Annotated in this window: 20 protein-coding genes; 9 read left to right on the top strand and 11 right to left on the bottom strand. The window is 55.8% G+C overall.

Features of this window, described 5'->3' with window-relative positions; translation table 11 throughout:
* Positions 1-2 precede the first annotated feature (2 nt).
* Positions 3-371: a VOC family protein gene (locus ACN0XZ_RS06555; RefSeq protein ID WP_417456932.1), complete on the bottom strand. Its 369-nt coding sequence runs from the start codon at positions 369-371 to the stop codon at positions 3-5.
* Positions 372-710: 339 nt separating this feature from the next.
* Between ACN0XZ_RS06555 and ACN0XZ_RS06550 the strand changes: the two genes are divergently transcribed.
* The 4 genes from ACN0XZ_RS06550 to ACN0XZ_RS06535 all read left to right on the top strand — a co-directional run bounded on the left by ACN0XZ_RS06550 (position 711) and on the right by ACN0XZ_RS06535 (position 3997).
* Entirely contained in the window at positions 711-2123 is a 1413-nt protein-coding gene (locus tag ACN0XZ_RS06550; RefSeq protein ID WP_417456931.1) for a M20/M25/M40 family metallo-hydrolase, read from the top strand.
* 118 nt (positions 2124-2241) lie between these two features.
* Positions 2242-2838: a PAS domain-containing protein gene (locus ACN0XZ_RS06545; RefSeq protein ID WP_417456930.1), complete on the top strand. Its 597-nt coding sequence runs from the start codon at positions 2242-2244 to the stop codon at positions 2836-2838.
* A 95-nt stretch (positions 2839-2933) separates the two neighbouring features.
* Positions 2934-3527: a PAS domain-containing protein gene (locus tag ACN0XZ_RS06540; RefSeq protein ID WP_417456929.1), complete on the top strand. Its 594-nt coding sequence runs from the start codon at positions 2934-2936 to the stop codon at positions 3525-3527.
* Positions 3528-3559: 32 nt separating this feature from the next.
* Entirely contained in the window at positions 3560-3997 is a 438-nt protein-coding gene (locus ACN0XZ_RS06535) for an avidin/streptavidin family protein (protein WP_417456928.1), read from the top strand.
* Between the two features lie 184 nt (positions 3998-4181).
* Here ACN0XZ_RS06535 and ACN0XZ_RS06530 read toward each other — a convergent pair whose 3' ends face one another.
* From ACN0XZ_RS06530 to ACN0XZ_RS06510, 5 genes are all read right to left on the bottom strand, one after another.
* Entirely contained in the window at positions 4182-4664 is a 483-nt protein-coding gene (locus tag ACN0XZ_RS06530) for a tetratricopeptide repeat protein (RefSeq protein WP_417456927.1), read from the bottom strand.
* A gap of 148 nt (positions 4665-4812) precedes the next feature.
* Positions 4813-6141, bottom strand: a complete 1329-nt coding sequence (locus ACN0XZ_RS06525) for an RsmB/NOP family class I SAM-dependent RNA methyltransferase (protein WP_417456926.1) — start codon at positions 6139-6141, stop codon at positions 4813-4815.
* Positions 6142-6150: 9 nt separating this feature from the next.
* Positions 6151-7620 (bottom strand): IMP dehydrogenase, encoded by a 1470-nt coding sequence (guaB, locus tag ACN0XZ_RS06520; RefSeq protein ID WP_417456925.1) that lies wholly within the window; start codon positions 7618-7620, stop codon positions 6151-6153.
* A 167-nt stretch (positions 7621-7787) separates the two neighbouring features.
* Positions 7788-8519, bottom strand: a complete 732-nt coding sequence (locus ACN0XZ_RS06515) for an RlmE family RNA methyltransferase (protein WP_417456924.1) — start codon at positions 8517-8519, stop codon at positions 7788-7790.
* Positions 8512-9879 carry a Ppx/GppA phosphatase family protein gene (locus ACN0XZ_RS06510; protein ID WP_417456923.1) on the bottom strand — a complete coding sequence of 456 codons (1368 nt, stop codon included), beginning with the start codon at positions 9877-9879 and terminating at the stop codon, positions 8512-8514. The genes ACN0XZ_RS06515 and ACN0XZ_RS06510 overlap by 8 nt, the downstream gene beginning before the upstream one ends.
* A gap of 199 nt (positions 9880-10078) precedes the next feature.
* On the opposite strand from ACN0XZ_RS06510, the gene ACN0XZ_RS06505 reads away from it, so the two are divergent.
* Complete coding sequence (locus ACN0XZ_RS06505; protein WP_417456922.1) at positions 10079-10252, top strand: hypothetical protein; 174 nt, start codon at positions 10079-10081, stop codon at positions 10250-10252.
* A 373-nt stretch (positions 10253-10625) separates the two neighbouring features.
* On the opposite strand, the gene ACN0XZ_RS06500 is transcribed toward ACN0XZ_RS06505, so the two are convergent.
* Positions 10626-11477: an SPOR domain-containing protein gene (locus ACN0XZ_RS06500; RefSeq protein WP_417456921.1), complete on the bottom strand. Its 852-nt coding sequence runs from the start codon at positions 11475-11477 to the stop codon at positions 10626-10628.
* Between the two features lie 189 nt (positions 11478-11666).
* Between ACN0XZ_RS06500 and ACN0XZ_RS06495 the strand changes: the two genes are divergently transcribed.
* A complete protein-coding gene (locus ACN0XZ_RS06495) occupies positions 11667-12188 on the top strand; it encodes a PadR family transcriptional regulator (protein ID WP_417456920.1) in 522 nt (173 codons plus the stop codon).
* A 21-nt stretch (positions 12189-12209) separates the two neighbouring features.
* On the opposite strand, the gene pssA is transcribed toward ACN0XZ_RS06495, so the two are convergent.
* A complete protein-coding gene (pssA, locus tag ACN0XZ_RS06490) occupies positions 12210-12974 on the bottom strand; it encodes a CDP-diacylglycerol--serine O-phosphatidyltransferase (protein WP_417456919.1) in 765 nt (254 codons plus the stop codon).
* A 32-nt stretch (positions 12975-13006) separates the two neighbouring features.
* Positions 13007-13669: a phosphatidylserine decarboxylase gene (locus ACN0XZ_RS06485; protein WP_417456918.1), complete on the bottom strand. Its 663-nt coding sequence runs from the start codon at positions 13667-13669 to the stop codon at positions 13007-13009.
* A 223-nt stretch (positions 13670-13892) separates the two neighbouring features.
* Here ACN0XZ_RS06485 and ACN0XZ_RS06480 point away from each other — a divergent pair, with 223 nt between their 5' ends.
* Positions 13893-14306, top strand: coding sequence for a hypothetical protein (locus tag ACN0XZ_RS06480; RefSeq protein WP_417456917.1), 414 nt, complete (start codon positions 13893-13895; stop codon positions 14304-14306).
* A 2-nt stretch (positions 14307-14308) separates the two neighbouring features.
* Here the strand turns inward: ACN0XZ_RS06480 and ACN0XZ_RS06475 are convergent, their stop codons facing one another.
* The gene (locus ACN0XZ_RS06475; RefSeq protein ID WP_417456916.1) at positions 14309-15313 is read right to left on the bottom strand and encodes a LysM peptidoglycan-binding domain-containing protein; all 1005 of its coding nucleotides are present in this window, start codon (positions 15311-15313) and stop codon (positions 14309-14311) included.
* A gap of 202 nt (positions 15314-15515) precedes the next feature.
* Here ACN0XZ_RS06475 and ACN0XZ_RS06470 point away from each other — a divergent pair, with 202 nt between their 5' ends.
* A complete protein-coding gene (locus ACN0XZ_RS06470; protein ID WP_417456915.1) occupies positions 15516-16094 on the top strand; it encodes a TIGR00730 family Rossman fold protein in 579 nt (192 codons plus the stop codon).
* Positions 16095-16249: 155 nt separating this feature from the next.
* Positions 16250-17464 (top strand): NADP-dependent isocitrate dehydrogenase, encoded by a 1215-nt coding sequence (locus tag ACN0XZ_RS06465; protein ID WP_417456914.1) that lies wholly within the window; start codon positions 16250-16252, stop codon positions 17462-17464.
* A 71-nt stretch (positions 17465-17535) separates the two neighbouring features.
* Here ACN0XZ_RS06465 and alaS read toward each other — a convergent pair whose 3' ends face one another.
* Entirely contained in the window at positions 17536-20190 is a 2655-nt protein-coding gene (alaS, locus tag ACN0XZ_RS06460) for an alanine--tRNA ligase (protein ID WP_417457571.1), read from the bottom strand.
* Between the last annotated feature and the right edge of the window lie 41 nt (positions 20191-20231).

Below are 20231 nucleotides of genomic sequence, written 5' to 3'. Positions count from 1 at the left end.
ATTTAGCTTTGATAGAGCGCGAAGTGACAACCTGCGGGGTCTCGCACGATGGCCATGGTGCCGCCGCCTGCGCCGCGTGGGCCATCAACCACCGTGCCGCCTGCGGCACCGGCTGCGCTGAGCGCGTCATCCATTGAAGCCACGGTAAAATACGGCATCCAGCCGGGCGGCACGGCTTTGTTGCCGCCGCGCGCATGGCAAATGCCGCCCACAGCCTCACCCGCGCTATCCATCATCACATAGTCGTCATAGTCGCCCATGCTGGCGGCCTCAACACCCCAGCCCACCACATCCTGATAAAAATCCTTCAGCCCCAATGCATCATCCACCGTGATATCGAGCCAACCAACTTTCCCGAGTGCGTCCGCCATGATGATCCTCCCTATCGTCTACCAGTCTCCTATAGTTTAGCCCTATCACTGTTTGAATGGTAGAAATTGTGTTTCCCCATCCCTCCCCTCCGTCACTCCCGCGCAGGCGGGAGTCCAGCAACCGTTAGCAGCACGCACACTTTCAGCCATTCTGGATGCCCGCCTTCGCGGGCATGACGAGTTTGGGCGGGTATGACCGCTTGTGTGCGCCATCATACCAACCGGGAGATAACGCGCTCGTGATCAGCGCGCGATCTTGACCCCCCTTCAAATCCGCGCCACTCTCCGCCCGGGGTTCAAAAAGACAATTGATTTTAAACTGAGCGATTGAGGACAGACATGACAGTGACATCAAAGTTTGCCAGTGCCGCCGTTGCGGCGCTTCTGGTATCGGCTGTGGGCGCACAGACCTTTGCGGCTGAGATCACACCGCTTGCTGATGAGACGGTAGAGACCGCCAAAGCCATCCGCGACAAAGCGCTTGAAAGCGATGAGGCCTATGAAATCCTCGCGTCCCTCACCACCGAGGTGGGCGCGCGGCTGGCCGCCAGCCCCAAGGAAGTGGAAGCGCAAGAATGGGCCGTCGCCAAATTTCAGGAACTTGGCTTCGACAAGGTGTGGAAAGAGCCGGTGATGGTACCGAAATGGACCCGGATCAGCGAAAGCGCTTCTGTGGTGGCACCGTTTGCGCAGCCGCTGGTGATCACAGCGCTTGGCAAATCTGTCGCAACACCCGAGGGTGGTGTCACGGCTGAGATCGCGCATTTCGCCACCTATGAAGACCTTGAAGCCGCTGAGCGGAGCGCGGTTGAAGGCAAAATTGTTTTCATTTCCAACCGTATGGAACGCTTCAGGACCGGCGCGGGTTATGGCCCGGCGGTGAAAGCGCGCGGTGCTGGCGCGAGCATGGCGGCAAGCAAGGGTGCGCTTGCCATCATGATCCGCTCCATCGGTACAGATACACACCGCCTGCCGCACACCGGTGGCGTCACCTATGATGAAGCGCAACCCAAAATCGCCGCTGTCGCGCTTTCGAACCCGGATGCAGACCAGCTTGTGCGTATGCTGGGCTATGGGGAAGCGGTAAGCGTTCACCTCGATATCCAGACCACGATGGAAGAGCCTGTTGAGATGTTCAATGTGATCGGTGAGATTACGGGGCGCGAAAAGCCTGAGGAAGCGATTATCCTTGGCTCCCACCTTGATAGCTGGGACCTTGGCACTGGCGCGATTGATGACGGCGCAGGCGTTGCCATCACCATGGCCGCCGCCAACCTTATTCAGGACTTCTCGGAAACCCGCCCCTACCGCAGCATCCGTGTGGTGGCCTTTGCCGCGGAAGAGCTTGGCCTGATTGGCGCACGGCAATATGCCGAAGCGCATAAGGACAAGGATATGGATAAACATATCATTGGTGCGGAATCTGATTTTGGCGCAGGACCTGTGTGGGCGCTGGCGTCCAACGTGAACCCCGCCTCCCTGCATGTGGTGGACAAAATGGCCACTGTTATGGGCCCCTTGGGCGTGGTGCGGTCTGACCGTAAAGCGGGCGGCGGGCCCGATGTGGGGCAACTGGCGCGCGCGGGCATGCCGGTGATGGACCTGATGCAGGACGGCACCGACTATTTTGACCTGCACCACACGGCAGACGACACCCTTGATAAGGTTGACCCGGTGGCGCTTCGGCAGAATGTGGCGGCGTGGGTAAGCTTCGCCTATATCGCGGCGGAATGGCCCGGTTACTTCCGCTAAGGATATGCTGCAAAAGCAATAATCAAGCGACCCGGGCAATGTTCCGGGTCGTTTTTTATGGGGTTATGGCACGCGCCCTGCTATCGTTGCGTGGATAGATCGCATAACCGGGGCAATTATGGATACCCTTCCGCCAGACTGGCCGCCCATCTCCAGCCAGTTGATGCATTTTTATAAAATCTGGCAATCCCTTCGGGATGGCCCTGATGTACCTTATCGCCATCAGCTCAGCCTACGGCACATCAAAAGCCTGGCGTCATGGTTGGTTATACTCGAGGTACCAGAACCTGGAAAATTGAGAGTGAAAGTTAGCGGGTCAAGCGTGGACGCGGTATTCGGGCGGTCCCTCTCGAAGGTCAACCTGAAAGAGGTAACTGCGCCCGAGGCCAGCAAGGCCATTGTGGCCTTTCATGAAGCCTTGATGACCCACCCTTGCGGCGGCTATGCCCATGATGTGATGACGATGGACAATGGCAAGCGGCTTGACGCCCGCTATCTGATGCTGCCGCTTAGAAACAGAGATGGCGATCATACCATGTGTGCATCGCTTTGGGATGCTGTGGCGGAAGGTTTTACCGCGCCCCCTGTTGACCACCGGACCCGCATGACACACAGCGAGCTACAATATGCCTGTCATCTGGATATTGGGTTTGGTCTGCCTGCCTTCCCGGCATTTGAGAGCTACCTGAAATCAAAAAAGTTCCCGAAAGCGTAACGAGCCCCAACCTCAGCCGTTTTTGGATGCAATTTGAAACCAAGCTGCTACTCTGGCTTGCAAATACCCAAAGTTGATTGCGATAAATATTGTCTATGGTTGAAATACCCGCATCATGGCCTGAGCTCCCCAAAAGCCTGAACGATTTTTATCGTGTCTGGCACAAGGCGCGCGAGAAAAACGGTGGCGACATTCCCCACCGGCATGACCTGAGCCTGATGGACTTGCGTGACCTTACCTCCATGCTGACCATCCTCAAGCTCGATGGCCCTGGACGCATGCATGTGCGTATGAGCGGCACCGCCATTGATACCTTGTTTGACCAAAACCTCACCGGCATTGATGTCATGGAAGTATCGGACCCGGAGGCTGGCAAAGCCATGATCGCCTTTCATGAGGCGCTTCTTCAGCATCCCTGTGGCGGCTGGGCGAAAGACCTTCTGGTGTCTGAACGCGGCAGGCGCATCACGGCGGAATATCTCATTCTCCCGCTTCGGGACCGAGAGGGTGACCGGGTGCTTTGTGCCTCCCTGTGCGATGCAGCCACACTAGGGTTTGGCTTGCCATCGGGCGATATGGGCACCCGCATCAACTACAAGGAATTTATGGGCGCCAAGCATCTTGATATCGGCTTCGGTGTGCCTGACTATAGCTTCAGCATTCCGACGGTACCGGACGGCGCGCCCTGACCATCATACCTTTCAACTGGGGGAGACATTTGGTGAAAGTGAACCTTATTTCTGTGGCACTCATGGCGGCGTCCTTCGCCCTGCCCGCAGTGGCAAGCCCGACTAGTTGCGACAATGTTGCCGGGAACTGGAAAAACAATCTGGGTGCGACCATCTCGTTTGATACGGTCGATGAGACAACCGGACAGATTGTGGGCCGATATTTCCCATCTTCCATGCCGGAGCGCGCCTTTCCGCTCACGGGTTTCACCAATGCGAACGGTAAAACGGAGGGTGAGCAGCATTATGCGGTGACTGTGAGTTTTGCGGTCAGCTTTCAGGAGTTTGGTGGCATCACATCATGGACCGGTATTTGCCGGATGGAAGATGAGGCGCCTCTCATTGAAACCGAAGACCTGATCGTGGCGCCAATGGCCGATTATGTGTGGTCTCATGTGATTGCAAACCACGACACACTGCGGCCACAGTAAAACGACACACTGTGGCGGAGTATGACACAAATACGCCCTGAAACCCGCCACACCTGCGCCACAGAAACGCGCACACTTTCGCCACACCCTTATAGGAAAAATGCGAATGAAGCGGGCCAAAGCTCGTAAAAAAGGCGCCAAAATGGCGCCTTTTTTGAAACCGCTTTTGAAAGCGTAGGCTGGCTTACCCTTCGGATTGCAGGCTCGCATCAGCCTTGCGGGCGCTATATTCCTCAATCGCTGAAGCGACGGCTTCAAGCTCTTTACAGCCGTCTGTGCACAGGCTCGCGAGCTTATCGCGGTTGCTTTCCGCCCGCGCCCGAAGGTTACGCTTCAGGAAGGCAAGTGCCTGATATTCAAGCGCATTTTTGTCATTCGGCTCAAGCTCAAGCGCCTTGCGGTAATATTTCAACCCGCTGCCAACCCGGCCTTGCGCTTCATGTGCTTTACCAAGCCCGATAAGCGCATCAATGTTTGCGGGGTTCGCGACAAGCGCGCGCTCATAAAGCCCCTGCGCCTCTTTTGCCTGCTCAGAGGTCATGGCGCCTGATGCTTCTGCGACTAGCTGCTCAGATAATTCCTGATATTTTTCAGCCGTTTGTGCGAATGACGGGCCAGCTACAACACTTGCCAACACAGTGGCGACAAGCAACTTTTGGATACGCATGTATTACCTCACTTCTATCTATTCTCTCGACGATAACGCGCAATAAGCCGCCTGTCTTCCTTTTTAGATAAGGCGTGCAACTGGCGCGACCAGCCCCTTACGTGAACTCTAGGACAAGAAAACAAACAATTGGTAAAGGCCCACGGTTTTATGATGCGCGTTCTAGGACCGCGATGAAAAACCCATCCGTGCCGTGGCTATGCGGCGCAAGCTGCAAACAAAAAGGGTTAAGCGCAAGTGTTTGAGGGCATTCATTTTTCAGCACCTCGGCCCACACCGTTTTATAGTCGATGAGGGCCCAACCCGCCCCCATATCACGGAGGAAATTTTCCACGACATCTTCGTTTTCGGCAGGCAGGACTGAACAGGTCATGTAAATGAGGCGTCCGCCCGCTTTCACTAAGCCCGCGCCTTCGCGCAGCAGGCTACCTTGTAATTTATTTAGGGTTTTCAGACTGTTGTCATCAAAACGCCAGCGCTGATCAGGGCTTCTGCGCCACGTGCCACTGCCCGAGCACGGCACATCAACCATCACCCGGTCTGCCTTGCCCTCAAGCGCACTCAGTGCGGTTGCCCGGCCCTCACCCTCTGCCACCAGCCGTGTAACCTGAATGTTGCGGCAACCCGCGCGTTGCAGCCGGTTTCTGAGCTCCTTGAGCCGCCCGCCGGAGATATCAAACGCGTGGATCTGGCCCTTATTCTCCATATCAGGTGCAACCGCCAGGCTTTTGCCACCCGCGCCTGCGCAAAGGTCAACCACTTGCATGCCTGGCTGGGCACCGACAAGGCTGGCTGCCACCTGCGCGGCTTCGTCCTGCACCTCTATCAGCCCTGATTGGTAGGCCTTCTCATTCGCCAGATTGACCTTGGATGCCGATCTATATCCGTCATTTGAAAATATATGTTTTTCAAATAGTTCTGATGAATTTTTAAGAATATTATTTAAATTATCGCCCGGACGTTTCAGCCGGTTGATCCGCACATCAAGGGGGGCGGTTTGATTGAGCGCAGCTGCGGCCTTGGGGAGCTCTTCCCCAAAGCGTTTCTCGAAACCCGCAAGAGCCCACGCGGGTACATTTTCGCAGGCATGAACGGGTGCGCTATCCCAGTTAAGCGTTGATGCGCGCTCAAGAAGCCCATTCTCTTCCGCGCTCAAGGCATCAGGCGCGTGGCTATTGTCCTCTTCCCCAAAAAGGCTGAGCTGGTTTGGGTCTTCCCGCTGCAGGTAAAGGATAAAAAGCGCGCGGGCCGTCGGCTCACACTTGAGGTCATCAAGCGCCCACAAAAGCTGCTCCCGCATGCGGAGAATGGCATATATCGCCTCGGTGACCGCGCGCCGGTCTTTGGACCCTGCATAACGCCGGGCCCGGAAATACTCAGCAACCAGCCTGTCTGCTGGCGCACCGCCGCTTGTGATGGCTTCTTCAATCTGGGAAAGAAGCTCTATTCCCGCAGCAATGCGCGCCGATGGCTGCATGTTTGGCCCTTATTTTGATGGGTAATTGGGCGATTCACGGGTGATGGTCACGTCGTGAACATGGCTTTCCTTGAGGCCGGAGTTTGTGATGCGCACAAAGCTCGCGTTTTTGCGCATTTCCTCAATCGTGCGGTTGCCCGTATAGCCCATGCTGGCACGCAAGCCACCCACAAGCTGATGCAGCACGTTTGCCGCAAGCCCTTTGTAAGGTACCTGCCCTTCAACACCCTCAGGCACCAGCTTGAGCGTGTCTTTCACATCGTCCTGGAAGTAACGGTCAGCAGAACCGCGCGCCATGGCGCCAACACTGCCCATCCCACGGTAAGCCTTATAAGACCGGCCCTGATAGAGGAAGACCTCACCCGGTGCTTCTTCCGTACCCGCAAGCAGTGAGCCGACCATACAGGCGCTTGCACCCGCTGCGATTGCTTTGGCAACGTCGCCTGATGTGCGCAAACCACCGTCTGCAATCACCGGGATACCGTGTTTGATGGCCACACTCGCCACATCGCTCACGGCGGTAAGCTGCGGTACACCAACACCAGCAACCACGCGGGTCGTACAGATAGAGCCCGGCCCGATGCCAACCTTGATACAATCTGCGCCAGCACCAATCAGCGCTTCTGCGGCCGCTGCGGTCGCAACGTTACCGGCAACCAACTGCACATGGCCCCAGCTCTTTTTGATCTTCTCAACCTGCTCAATCACACGGGATGAATGGCCATGCGCCGTATCAAGCACAATGAGGTCGCACTCAGCGTCCGCCAAAAGCCCGGCGCGCTCATAACCCTTGTCACCCACCGTGGTTGCCGCCGCCACACGCAGCCGTCCCTGCGCATCTTTACACGCGTGCGGGTTGGCAACGGCCTTTTCCATGTCTTTCACCGTGATCAGGCCTACACAGCGGTAGCTGTCGTCCACCACGATCAGTTTTTCAATGCGGTGCTGGTGGAAAAGCCGCTTGGCTTCGTCGGAGGAAACCCCCTCCTTCACCGTTACCACTTCACGGGTCATCAGCTCGGAAACCGGCTGGTCCATCTGCGTTGCGAAGCGTACGTCACGGTTGGTTACGATACCCACAAGCTTTTTGGGGCCCGGGCCTTCACCGCGCTCCACCACCGGAATGCCGGAGATCTTATGGCGGGTCATCATTTCCATGGCGTCGGCAAGGGTTTCGTCCGGGAACATGGTCAGCGGGTTCACCACCATGCCGGATTCGAATTTCTTGACCTGACGGACCATCTCGGCCTGTTCTTCTTCGGTCACATTGCGGTGCAAAACACCAATACCGCCAGCCTGCGCCATGGCTATGGCCATCGGGGCTTCGGTCACCGTATCCATCGCGGCGGACAGAAGCGGCATATTCAGTTCAATTGATTTGGTGATATTCGTGCGCACATCGACTTGTGCGGGCATCACATCACTAGCGGCTGGTACGAGAAGAACGTCGTCAAAGGTAAGACCGAGGCGAATATCCATTAGCTTTCCTGCTTGTCAGTGTGGCGCTTGGCGAGCGCATGCCCCTGCCAACCTCACGTCTGCAGGGACGACCCTGGTTTAAGATATTCGCCGTTCAATAACCCCAAGCCGCCGTAAAAATCAAACGGATTCTTGCTTTCAGGCAAAACTAATACGGAAGCCCTTTGTCAGCCTTCGTTTTCAGCCTCGGCATCATCGCCGTTTTTGTTGCGCCGGAAGCCTTGAGCGACCACAAACCATTCTTTGCTGTCCTGCCTGCTGGCTGGTGGCTTGGCGTGTTTGACTGTGCGGAAGTGCGTGCGCATGCGATCCATCAGCGAGTTATCTGACCCGCCCTGCAACACTTTGGCGGCAAAGGTGCCACCTTCAGCCAATACACGAATGGCAAAATCAAGCGCCGCTTCGCAAAGCGCCATGGTGCGCATATGGTCTGTTTGCCGGTGACCGGTGGCTGAGTTCGCCATGTCCGACAGCACAACATCCGCCGGGCCGTCGAGAGCAGCCATCAGCTCTTCCTCAGCACCCTCTTTAAGAAAATCCATCACCCAGATATTGGCGCCGGGGATCGGCTCTACTTCCTGAAGGTCAATACCAATCACCTGCGCACCATTCGGGCAACGTTCGGTGATCACCTGTGTCCAGCCCCCTGGCGCGCAGCCCAAGTCAACAATGCGCATGGCTCCCTTGATGATCTCATACCGCTCATCCAGCTCCAGCAGCTTGAAAGCCGCGCGGCTTCTGTAACCAAGGCGCTGTGCTTCGGCCACATAAGGGTCATTCAGCTGGCGCTGCAACCAACGGGTGGACGAAGATTTGCGGCCTCGCGCGGTTTTCACCCGCACCTTGGCCCCGCGGGCACGGCTTCTTGTGTTTGATTGAGTATTCCAGCCCTTAGCCATTCGCTTTCACCTTGTTTCGCCTGCCGCCGGCATTTCTGCCGCGCCGACGTGGTCCTTGCCGTACCGGCATCGTCTCAAGTTGCATCATACCACGCAAAATGCCTTCGCGTATGCCCCGGTCTGCGACGCGCAGGCTCGGTACATTCCACATGCCCAAAATGGCCTCAAGGATAGCGCACCCCGCCACCACGAGGTCGGCTCGCTCCGGCCCGATACAGGGCTGGGCAGAGCGTTCTTCATGGGTCATCTCGGCCACTGTGCGAGAGAGGGCGTGAATATCCTTCGATTTCATCCAGGCACCATCCACCTTCTCGCGAATATAACGCGGCAGGTTGAGGTGCAGGCTCGCGAGTGTCGTAACCGTGCCGGACGTACCCAAAAACTGGGTCTGACGCTTTTTCACCACTGCCGCCACGCTATGCGCGTCCTCAAACGCCTGAAGGTGATCAACGACGATGCTGACCATGCGGTTATACTGCTCCGGCGGCACCGTGGTGCCGGAAACACCGTAGTGTTCAGACAGGTTAACAACGCCCCACGGGATGGACATCCAGCCGCTGATTTCCGTGCGCCCGCCCGGCAAAACCTTGACCCAGATAAGCTCTGTGCTGCCACCACCGATATCAAACACCAGGGCGTGCCGGTTCCCCGGCGCAATAAGCGACTGGCAGCCCATGACCGCAAGGCGCGCTTCCTCACCCGCCGAGATGATATCGAGGTTGAGGCCTGTTTCGCGTTTCACCCGCGCGATGAACTCCGCCGAATTGTCGGCCACACGGCACGCTTCCGTCGCCACATGGCGCATACAGGTTACGTTCCGTCGGGCAATTTTTTCAGCACACACCTTCAGGGCTTCGATCGTGCGGTCCATCGCTGCCTCAGAGAGCATATTCCCGTTCGAGACCCCTTCCCCAAGCCGTACGATGCGGGAGAAGGCATCAATCACACGGAAACCACCACGGGTTGGGCGCGCGATCAGCAGGCGGCAATTGTTCGTGCCAAGGTCTATGGCGCTATAGACCGTGCGAACCGGCGGTGCAGGTGTACGGGTAGCAGTGTTTGAAAACTGACGATTATTGTTTGGTTTGGTGGCGTCTGCCGGCTTCTTCTGGCGCGTATCAGGCTGCGCAGGATTGCCAGCGGCCCCTTCTCGTGGTGCCGCACCATTTGGGGCCTGATTTTGTTTGGAAGGGCCTGCTTGAGAAGCGCTGGAAGCACCCGCATTTTCGCGGCGCTCGGACGCCCGCTTGCGGGGCCGTCTTCTCCTTCTGCGTGAGGCCTTTTCCTTTGGGCCGGGCCGATTGGGGCCGTTTCCCTCAGATGCCTCCCCTGCGGGTTGTTCCCGTGGGTCTAGCGACATAACTCATCTCTTTTTCATTTTTGTTTTTATTCGCAGGATCAAGCCCGCTCACTTACCCCTTCTTTAGCACCGATCTCGCGATCAGCGCAATATAATTACACCGTTCAAATTTCCGGCTCTGAGCAAATGTTCCACTTTTGTTCTTGACTAGGATTTTGCATAGCCATATAAGAACAAAAAAGGAACAGGAGTGGCGGACATGGTTTTTTCACATATCTTGATACTGATGTTGTTTGTTCTCATTGGTGCCGTTGGCATGGCTTCGATGCAGGACGGCATGACGCTGGTGTTCAAGAGGTTGCACGCCCTTATAAAGAAGCAACCCTGGGCGGTTGAAGTGAAGCCATCATATGGCCGCAAGCTGACCTTCTGACGTCGCAGCTCTCCGCACTCGGCAGTGCGGTATTTTGTCATATTGCTGACACAGGAATATGCGAGATAGGGTTAAATAGCGAAAGGCGCGGCGAACAACCTAAAATGGGTCGTAGCACCGCGCCTAATCCGAGCGAACCCCCAGGTATGCCCGGCCTTCGTATCTCAGTGGCTGCCATCGCTGGCGCCCAGATGATCTCACCTCCCCAAGTTGATCATCTACGACTGAGTGTGTCGAAGGTTGCAGCATCCGACAAGATTTGTCGCTCTCTGTCAAGAGGGCTTTCCCCTTCTGGCCGCATTTATTTAAATTTTTGTCGATTCGACACAAAAAAGGGCCCGAAGGCCCTATTTTCCTGACTATGTGATCAGGATTATTCAGCTGGTGCTGGTTGCGGCAACGGCTCACCCTGATATTCGGATACCCGGCAATATTGCTCACCGCCTGTTGCACGGATACGGTCACACAGCGCCTGCGCCTCGCCCTCATTTTCCATCGGGCCAACAATGAGCCGCAGGAATGTGCCAATGCCTTCCTGGCTTTGCGTATAGATACGTGGCTCCAGCCCTTGTAACTCACCTGAGAAAGCATTGAAGAGGCTGCGCCACCCTGATGTCACCTGATCCTGTGACCGGTACGACGCGAGGTGCGCACCATAAAATGTCTGGCTACGCATAGCGGGCCTGTTGTCAACAGGTGTTGCGGCGGCTGCGCCTGCGGTTGCCGCCGGTTCAGGGTCAGCGCCAGGCTGTGAAGTGCCCGTGGGGGCAGTATCATTTTTGGGTGTGAACGCAACCGCCTGACGGTCCATCACCTCAACCGAATAAACCCTGTTCTCGAGCGTTTTCATATCCTTGCGCATGGCGCCGAGGTCATTCCTGACCCGTGTGAGGCTCGCGGCCAGCTCCGGGTCTTTCTGGAAGTTCGCGAGCTGCTGTTCAATCGCCTTCAGTTGGTCGCTCTGCGTCCTGAGGCCCCGCACCAGGTCCACATAAAGGCGTTCAAGGGCGTTGAACCGGTCTTTCAGTTCCCGGTGGTTTTCATTCACCGTGCCAACACTGCGTTCAAGCGTGGTCTGGCGCGCTTCGACCAGCACTTCTTCACCCTGCCAAAGGTTGGAGGACTGACATCCCCCGAGCATAAGCGTTGCACAGGCAAGTTTTGCCCCATGTGCCAGAAACGAACCCATTTTTAAACGTGCGGCAATCATGATCAAACCTTTCATATGTCGGCCAACCACCTTGAAACACTGAGAAATTTCACCCCAGCCAGGCTTGGCGCCACATTATCTGCACATAGATAAGCAATTAAAGTGCCAACATTTGCCCTATTTTTTACGCCTAGCATCTTTACTTTCCCGTCAAACTCCCCAACTGATATATCTCGGCACGATATAACGACAGCGAAGGTAAATATGGATATCCGCACCCTGTGCCTCGGCATTCTCAGCCTTGGCGACACCACAGGCTACGACATCAAAAAGATGGTGGCGGAAGGCGCTTTCAGCTTCTTCTCGGAAGCTAGCTATGGCTCCATTTACCCTGCGCTCACCAAACTCACCGAAGAAGGCCTTGTAAACTGTCGCACAGAAGCGCAGGAAAACAGGCCCGACCGCAAGGTGTATAGCCTCACTGCTGCGGGCCGCACGACGCTTGAGACCGCGCTCGCGCACTCCCCAAAGCCAGATAAGAACCGCTCTGAATTTCTGGCAGCCCTTCTTTTTGCCGAAGCCGTTGCGCCAAACCGTATAGATGTGCTGATTGACGACAGGATCAACCATCACCACAAGCAGATTGCCCTGTTGCGCTCCCTGCTTGAGAATGAAGACGGCGAAGCCGCCCGTTTTGTGCTTCAGTATGGTATCACGATGCAGGAAGCCGCGACGCGCTTTCTTGAAGAGAACCGGTTTGCGCTGAACGCAAAAACCCCTGCCTAGACCTATGCCGGGGCTGCTCTTCTAGTCCATCCGCTTCTGTTTGCGGCGTTTTTCATACGCGAGATATGACCACGGCATGCTGATCACATAGATGATGCCGATAGAAATCATCACGAGCCACGTGCGTACAAAAAGCCCGGCGATCACAATGCCAATCACCAGCATGAGCGGTACAAAAAAGTCTCGCCGGATGCGTAGGGCTTTCAAGGACACCGTTGGGAAGGTGGAGATGATAAGGACTGCGACGCCTACTGCATAAGCCGCGACCAGAAGCCCCCACTCTTGCATCACTGAAGCCTCAACCGCAAAATCAACCATCAATGGGATAAGCAACAGGCTCGCGCCCATGGGTGCTGGCACGCCGGTGAGGAAACCGAGCCGTTTTCTTGGCTCTTCTTCGTCATCCATGCGGGCGTTAAACCGCGCGAGGCGAAGCGCCATGGCTGTCGCATATATAAGCGCCACAGCCCAGCCAAGCCGGTCAAGCGACTGCAAGCCCCAAAGATAGAGTACAACTGCAGGCGCAACACCAAAAGACACCACGTCCGAGAGTGAATCGAGCTCAGCCCCAAAGCGGCTCGTGCTCTTGAGAAGCCGGGCAACGGTGCCATCAAGCCCGTCAAACACGCCTGCAAGCAGGATAGCAAAAACCGCCATCTCCCACTTGCCCGCGAGGGCGAAACGAATAGAGGTAAGCCCCGCCATAAAGGCGAAAAGTGTCACCACATTAGGCAAAATCGTGCGAATGGAGAACGCCCGAAAGAGCAATGCTTTTTCTTTAGCCATGAAAGCCCCCTTCCCTGTTCTCCGTGCGAGCGTTACTTCGCAGGCGCTGCGATGACAGTTTCGCCACCAATCATGGTCTGGCCCACACTCACTTTTGGTGTCAGTTTTTTATCAAGGTAGATGTCTGTACGACTGCCAAAACGAATGAGACCAAAACGCGCACCGCGCTCGTGCTTTTCGCCGATCTGAATGTCACAGAGAATACGGCGGGCAACAAGGCCCGCGACTTGTGCAAAAGCAATGTCATAGCCGTCTTCCGTCGTCATGCGGATGAGCTGGCGTTCATTCTCTTCGCTGGCTTCAATGGCTGCCGCGTTCAGGTATTTACCCGGTACATAAGCCATGCCGGTGATCTCACCCGCCGCAGGCAAACGGTTCACATGCACGTTAAAAACAGAGAGAAAGATTGAGATGCGGGTGCAAGGCTCGTCACCCATGCCGAGTTCTGCTGGCGGCGCAGATTCCGTGATAGCACACACAGTGCCATCCGCAGGGCTCACAAGAATACCCGCGTCTTGCGGCACAACCCGCTCAGGATCGCGGAAGAAATAAAGACACCACGCAGTCAGAATCAGGCCAACCCACCCAAGCGGTTCAGCAAGAAAAAACAAGCCTATCGATACGGCGAAAAAAATCACCACAAAGACATGCCCTTCCTTGTGAATTGGCGTCATTACTACGTCCATTGCCTTCATTTACTTGCCCTTCAGGTAACTTAAATTTGGCACACACTGGCGATTTGCTGTGCGCCAGTCAAGTCGTGCCGTCTTGTGCCTGTCTTTTTTTAACATAAAGCTTGCGTGCCGCCCTAACAATCGTCCAAAACGAATGCACGGCATTAACGCTTGTTTAAACAGAACGCGCGATGCTGTGCCTACAAAGCCGTGGCAGCTGTTGTAACGAGGGAAATGGGGCTCCATGAAACTTCATGAAACGCTCGACAAGGTCCAGGGGCACCTGGATAGCCTGGAAGACCAACAATTTGATCAGATAGACTTCGAGTGGGAAGGTATTCGTTTCCATGCGGTTGCGGATTCCGCGAACGGCAGTGGCGGCAAAATCGAGCTATCCGCCAAGCTCGGCAGGCTTTATTTCACCGTCGAAGATGCCGGACAGCGCACAATGGCAATTGAGCGAGTTTACGCCACAAACCGTGGCATTGACGGCGCCTACCGCATTGAAAAAAATGGAGAAGTGAGCTTCCGGAGTGTGACGGAAACGGACGCACAGCTTACTGGCTCCGCCCTCATGAGTGCGCTCACGCTTATTCTTCTGGAATCGGAAACCCACCTTCGGGCTCTGCGCTCACATCTCAAGCCGCTTGAAGCCTGACATCACTCGTTGTTCTGCGCACCCTTGCCGGGCAAGCGGAATATCTGGCCCGGGAAGATCATATCCGGGTCTCTGATCTGTTCGCTGTTCTCACGGAAAATAACCGTATAGCGTACGCCTGAGCCGTAAAGCTGGCGGGCAATCTGCCACAGCGTATTCCCCGGTTTCACAAACACACCGCTTTCAGCCGTTGTGGGGTCTATCGCCTCACCGGTTTCAAACGGCTGCTCAATCCGCAACTGTACCTGACCGTCGCCAATCGTCTGATCTACGCGGATCATATGCAGCCCGGCGCCAAGCGCGCGGTTTTCAAGCGGTATAGTCCAGCGGCCGCTGTCGCTTGCGCGCACATTGCCAACAAACTCGCCGTCGAGGTAGAGCCGCACATCAACCCGCGGCAGCGAACGACCGGTAAACACGGCAGCACCGCCATCACCATAATCAATGGTGTCAACGCTCAGGCTTTCACCGACCTCACCAAAGGCGGCCACGCCTGGCTTTTGCAGCACGGTGCTTGCCCCTTCCCCGCTTTTGGGGCTCAAAACAGCGACCACGCCGTTTTGTTCACGCTCAACAAAACGGCTGTCATCCCGTTCCGGCACAGAGACAACAACAACATTGTCCGCTTCCGCAACCTTGCCATCGGCTTTGCCAACAGCCTTGAGGTTCAATTCAACAGAGCCCGCTTCCAAGGGCTCCTGCAAAATCATCACCCACTCACCGTCGTCGTTCGCAACAACTTCGGAAACCTTTTTGCCGTTGGCGTAAAGCTCAACGCGCGCGCCCGGGGCCATACGGCCAGCAATAACGCCGGTGCCGCCGCGCGAAATGCGCACAAGGTCAAACTCGGGGATAAGCTCTTTTGCGACTTGCTCGCCGGTTGTTTCACCGGGAACTGGCGTGCTGACTTCAGCTGGTGGTGGTGCCGCTTCATCATCCAGCACGACATACAGCACAGCCGCAAGGCCAATCGCTGCGGTTATCGCACCGATCACCAACTTACGCATGTCGTCGCTTCTGCTTTCAAGTGGGCCCATTTCACACCATACTAACTGTTCAACAAAGCCTTAACAATCGGGCCTTTATAATGGAAGATGATTTTACTACAAACATGTCAAAACTTTGACCTAAGTCACATCTTCCATCCCATATGTGTAAAGGAATCCCATAGTGCAACCTCTCTCCAGCTCAAAGCCGGGAAAACTTTCTGTGATCAAGAATGTCTGTGTTTATTGCGGCTCCCGCATGGGAAACCACCCTGATTTTGAGGAACTGGCACATGAGTTGGGGGAACGCATCGCCAAAAATGACATGGGTCTCATCTACGGGGCTGGCAGTATTGGCCTGATGGGTGTCGTCGCGCGCGCCGCCCGCGATGCAGGTGCGCCTGTGGTTGGCATTATCCCAGAACACCTGGACGCGGTTGAGATAACGCAAGACGGCCTCACGGAACTGCACATCACCAAGAATATGCACGAGCGCAAAAAGATGATGTTTGACCGCTCAGACGCTTTCGTCGTTTTGCCGGGTGGTCTCGGCACCCTTGATGAAACGCTGGAGATTATGACATGGGCACAACTCAGCTTGCACAAGAAGCCGATCATCCTACTTAATCATAGAGGGTATTGGTCACCGCTGATGGAGCTGATTGACCATGTGGTGGACGGCGGTTTTGCCGCAGAAGAGAACGCGGCACTCCTGAAGGTGGTGGCGACAGCGGAGGAGGCAATAGACCTCCTGAATGCTTCCTACACCCCGGAAGAGCCAGCAAAAAGCGAGTTGATCTGACAAAAACAACACGAAGAGACGGCTGACGCGAAAAATAGCGGACGTTCGCTCTTCAACTTATTGAATTCTGGTGATAGGGTGCGCGCAATTTCAGCGCCCGGCGTTGCATGGGCGCACTATATTACCCTTCGGGACAAAACTAGTTTGAGGGAACAATGAGCAAAATTACCGTAAAAAACCCGATCGTCGAAATCGACGGCGACGAAATGACCCGGATCATCTGGCAATGGATTCGCGAACGCCTGATCCAGCCTTATCTGGATGTTGAGCTGCTTTACTACGATCTTTCCGTCACGAAGCGCGATGAAACCGACGACCAGATCACCATTGATGCAGCAAATGCCATCAAAGAACACGGCGTTGGTGTGAAATGTGCGACGATTACACCAGACGAACAGCGTGTTGAGGAATTTGACCTAAAAAAAATGTGGCGCAGCCCGAACGGTACCATTCGCAACATTCTCGGCGGCACGGTATTCCGTGAGCCGATCATCATGAAAAACGTCCCGCGTCTTGTTCCTGGCTGGACAAAACCGATCGTGATCGGTCGTCACGCGTTTGGTGACCAATACCGTGCGACAGATTTCCTCGTGCCTGGCGCAGGCAAGCTGACCATGAAGTTCGAGCCTTCAGACGGCGGCGCAGCGATTGAGCGCGAAGTGTACGAGTTTGAAGAGGCCGGCGTTGCCATGGGCATGTATAACGTGGATGCCAGCATCCGCGATTTCGCTCGCGCGTGCATGAATTACGGCCTGAACCGCCAGTGGCCGGTTTACCTCTCCACCAAGAACACGATTTTGAAAGCCTATGACGGCCGCTTCAAAGATCTGTTCATGGAAGTGTATGAAAACGAATTTGCTGACAAGTTCAAAGACGCTGGCATCACCTATGAACACCGCCTGATCGATGACATGGTTGCCTGCGCGATGAAATGGGCTGGTGGCTTTGTCTGGGCTTGTAAAAACTATGATGGTGACGTGCAGTCCGACACCGTGGCGCAAGGTTTTGGCTCGCTCGGTCTGATGACCTCGGTTCTGATGACGCCAGATGGGAAAACCGTTGAATCTGAAGCCGCACACGGCACCGTGACCCGTCACTACCGCCAGCATCAGGAAGGCAAAGAGACCTCAACCAACCCGATCGCTTCTATCTTCGCGTGGACACGCGGCCTGAAGTATCGCGGCAAGATGGATGGCACGCCTGAAGTAACTGAGTTTGCGGAAGCTGTGGAGCGTGTGTGTGTAAACACCGTTGAAACCGGCTCCATGACCAAAGACCTGGCGCTCCTGATCGGTCCGAACCAGTCCTGGATGACCACAGGTCAGTTCTTCGACAAGGTTGATCAAAACCTGAAAGCTGAACTCGGCTAGGACGAGCAAAAAACCAAAAGAAAAGGCCGCTCAATCTGAGCGGCCTTTTTTATATTTATCAAAACTGGCGATTATAGCGCGCCGAGCGCAGCCTCTATTGCTGTCACAGCGTCTGCTGCCTTGCTGCCATCAGGGCCGCCTGCTTGCGCCATATCAGGGCGCCCGCCGCCACCTTTGCCACCAAGCGCTTCCGCGCCGGTACGCACAAGGTCAACCGCGCTGATCTTGGCTGTGAGGTCATCCGTCACCCCAACAAGGATGGCGGCTTTGCCGTCGTTCACCGCAATCAAAGACACAACACCGCTGCCCAAAGACTTCTTGGCGTCGTCCGCCATGCCGCGCAGGTCACGCGCCTGCACACCATCCAGAACCTGACCGATGAACTTAATGCCCGCGATTTCTTTCACGGCCGGACCAGAGGCCGCACCGCCACCAAGAGCTGCCTTCTTGCGAGCTTCCGACAGCTCCTTCTCAAGCGACTTCCGCTCGGCCTGAAGGGCTGCGATACGCTCAGCAAGCTCATTCGGGTTTGTTTTCATCTGCCCTGCAGCGTCTTTCAGAAGCTTTTGCTGGTTCAGCAAGTGCTCATGCGCTGCAGCGCCCGTCAGCGCCTCGATACGCCGCACACCGGACGAGACAGCGCTTTCGCCCACAATGGTGAAAAGCGCAATATCTCCAAGCCGGCTGACGTGTGTGCCGCCACAAAGCTCAACGGAATAATATGGCTTGTCTTTGGCGCCATTGTCGCCCATGGAAACAACGCGCACTTCATCACCGTATTTTTCGCCAAACAGCGCCATGGCACCTGCCTCAATGGCATCGTCATAGCTCAGGAGCCGTGTTTGCACCTCAGCATTGTCGCGGATAATGCGGTTAACCTCACGCTCAACGGTGGTGAGTTCTTCTTCCGCAATCGCCTTGGGGTGTGAAATATCAAACCGTAGGCGATCAGGGGCCACGAGCGAGCCCTTCTGGGTTACATGCTCACCAAGCTCGCGGCGCAACACCTCATGCAGCACGTGTGTGGCTGAGTGGTTGGCACGCAGGCGCGCACGACGGTCTCCGTCAACGACCATATCCAGTGCGTCACCCACTTTTACTTCGCCCTTCACAACCGTGCATTTGTGCACATGCAGGCTGCCGACCATTTTGGCGGTGTCTGTTACCGTAAGCGAGGCGCCATCATCGCTTGAAAGGGTGCCGGTGTCACCCATCTGGCCGCCACTCTCGCCGTAAAACGGGGTCTGGTTGGTCACAACCATCACATCGTCACCCGCATGCGCGGTATCCACACGCGCACCGTCTTTCACGAGCGCGACAACCTGCCCCTCGGCATGCTCTGTGCTATAACCTACAAACTCTGTGGCACCGGTTTCATCCTTGATATCGAACCATACCTGTTCGGTCGCGGCATCCCCCGAGCCTGCCCATGCGGCCCGCGCTTTTGCACGCTGCTCTTCCATCGCGGTGTTGAAGCCGTCAACGTCAACCTTACGGCCCTGCCCGCGCAGGTGGTCTTGCGTTAGATCAAGCGGAAAACCATAGGTGTCATACAGTTTGAACGCTACATCGCCGGGTAGTTCCTTGTCTTCCGCGATCTTCTCAAGTTCATCCTCGAGAAGGCGCAACCCTTTATCCAGCATCTGACGGAAGCGGGCTTCCTCAAGCTTCATGGTTTCTTCGATCAGGCGCTGAGCACGACCGAGTTCAGGGAAGGCCTGCCCCATTTCACTGATGAGTGTTGGCGCGAGCTGGTGCATCACCAGATCTTTGGCGCCCAAGAGGTGCGCGTGGCGCATCGCGCGGCGCATGATGCGGCGCAGCACATACCCCCGTCCTTCATTGGAGGGCAGGACGCCATCAGCGATCAGGAAGCTGCACGCCCGCAAATGGTCCGCAATCACGCGGTGAGATGACCGGGTTTGCTCTGTCTCAGCAGCACCGGTCACATTCACGGAAGCGGCGATGATGGCCTTGAAGGTATCAATTTCATAGTTATCATGCGTGCCTTGCATCACGGCAGCGATACGCTCAAGCCCCATGCCGGTGTCGATAGACGGCTTGGGCAGGTTGATCCGCTCACCGGATGCAAGCTGCTCATATTGCATGAAGACAAGGTTCCAGATTTCCACGAACCGGTCACCATCCTCTTCAGGGCTGCCGGGAGGGCCACCCCATATGTGGTCGCCGTGATCATAGAAAATCTCGGAGCATGGCCCGCATGGCCCGGTATCACCCATGGACCAGAAGTTATCCGACGTCGCGATCCGGATAATGCGCTCTTCAGGCAGCATCGCGATCTTTTTCCAAAGGTCAAAGGCTTCATCGTCCTCGTGATAGACGGTAACGGTAAGCTTGTCTTTATTGAGCCCATATTCCCTGGTGATCAGGTTCCAGGCATGCTCAATGGCGTTTTCCTTGAAATAATCACCAAAAGAAAAGTTGCCGAGCATCTCGAAAAATGTGTGGTGGCGGGCCGTGTAACCAACGTTATCAAGGTCATTGTGCTTACCGCCCGCGCGCACACACTTCTGGGAGCTGACAGCCCGGTTGTAGTCGCGGCTCTCCGCGCCTGTGAACACATTCTTGAACGGCACCATGCCCGCGTTTACGAACATCAGGGTCGGGTCATTGTGTGGTACGAGCGGTGCTGATTGCACAACCTCGTGGCCCTGCCCTTTAAAATAATCCAGAAACGCCTTGCGAATGTCGTTGGCGCCAGTGATCAGTCCGGTCATTAATTTGGCCTCAAGTCCTTGGGAACAAA

It is taken from the genome of Kordiimonas sp. (genome assembly GCF_048264555.1).
Taxonomy (GTDB): Bacteria; Pseudomonadota; Alphaproteobacteria; order Sphingomonadales; family Kordiimonadaceae; genus Kordiimonas.
The sequence above is the reverse complement of the archived record's forward strand: the minus strand, read 5'-3'. Positions and strand labels throughout refer to the sequence as shown.

Excerpts from the sequence above, each read along its gene's own strand:
- ACN0XZ_RS06555 (WP_417456932.1), bottom strand. The coding sequence starts at position 371 with ATGGCGGACGCACTCGGGAAAGTTGGTTGGCTCGATATCACGGTGGAT.
- ACN0XZ_RS06550 (WP_417456931.1), top strand. The coding sequence starts at position 711 with ATGACAGTGACATCAAAGTTTGCCAGTGCCGCCGTTGCGGCGCTTCTG.
- ACN0XZ_RS06545 (WP_417456930.1), top strand. The coding sequence starts at position 2,242 with ATGGATACCCTTCCGCCAGACTGGCCGCCCATCTCCAGCCAGTTGATG.
- ACN0XZ_RS06540 (WP_417456929.1), top strand. The coding sequence starts at position 2,934 with ATGGTTGAAATACCCGCATCATGGCCTGAGCTCCCCAAAAGCCTGAAC.
- ACN0XZ_RS06530 (WP_417456927.1), bottom strand. The coding sequence starts at position 4,664 with ATGCGTATCCAAAAGTTGCTTGTCGCCACTGTGTTGGCAAGTGTTGTA.
- ACN0XZ_RS06525 (WP_417456926.1), bottom strand. The coding sequence starts at position 6,141 with ATGCAGCCATCGGCGCGCATTGCTGCGGGAATAGAGCTTCTTTCCCAG.
- guaB (WP_417456925.1), bottom strand. The coding sequence starts at position 7,620 with ATGGATATTCGCCTCGGTCTTACCTTTGACGACGTTCTTCTCGTACCA.
- ACN0XZ_RS06515 (WP_417456924.1), bottom strand. The coding sequence starts at position 8,519 with ATGGCTAAGGGCTGGAATACTCAATCAAACACAAGAAGCCGTGCCCGC.
- ACN0XZ_RS06510 (WP_417456923.1), bottom strand. The coding sequence starts at position 9,879 with ATGTCGCTAGACCCACGGGAACAACCCGCAGGGGAGGCATCTGAGGGA.
- ACN0XZ_RS06505 (WP_417456922.1), top strand. The coding sequence starts at position 10,079 with ATGGTTTTTTCACATATCTTGATACTGATGTTGTTTGTTCTCATTGGT.
- ACN0XZ_RS06500 (WP_417456921.1), bottom strand. The coding sequence starts at position 11,477 with ATGAAAGGTTTGATCATGATTGCCGCACGTTTAAAAATGGGTTCGTTT.
- ACN0XZ_RS06495 (WP_417456920.1), top strand. The coding sequence starts at position 11,667 with ATGGATATCCGCACCCTGTGCCTCGGCATTCTCAGCCTTGGCGACACC.
- pssA (WP_417456919.1), bottom strand. The coding sequence starts at position 12,974 with ATGGCTAAAGAAAAAGCATTGCTCTTTCGGGCGTTCTCCATTCGCACG.
- ACN0XZ_RS06485 (WP_417456918.1), bottom strand. The coding sequence starts at position 13,669 with ATGAAGGCAATGGACGTAGTAATGACGCCAATTCACAAGGAAGGGCAT.
- ACN0XZ_RS06480 (WP_417456917.1), top strand. The coding sequence starts at position 13,893 with ATGAAACTTCATGAAACGCTCGACAAGGTCCAGGGGCACCTGGATAGC.
- ACN0XZ_RS06475 (WP_417456916.1), bottom strand. The coding sequence starts at position 15,313 with ATGCGTAAGTTGGTGATCGGTGCGATAACCGCAGCGATTGGCCTTGCG.
- ACN0XZ_RS06465 (WP_417456914.1), top strand. The coding sequence starts at position 16,250 with ATGAGCAAAATTACCGTAAAAAACCCGATCGTCGAAATCGACGGCGAC.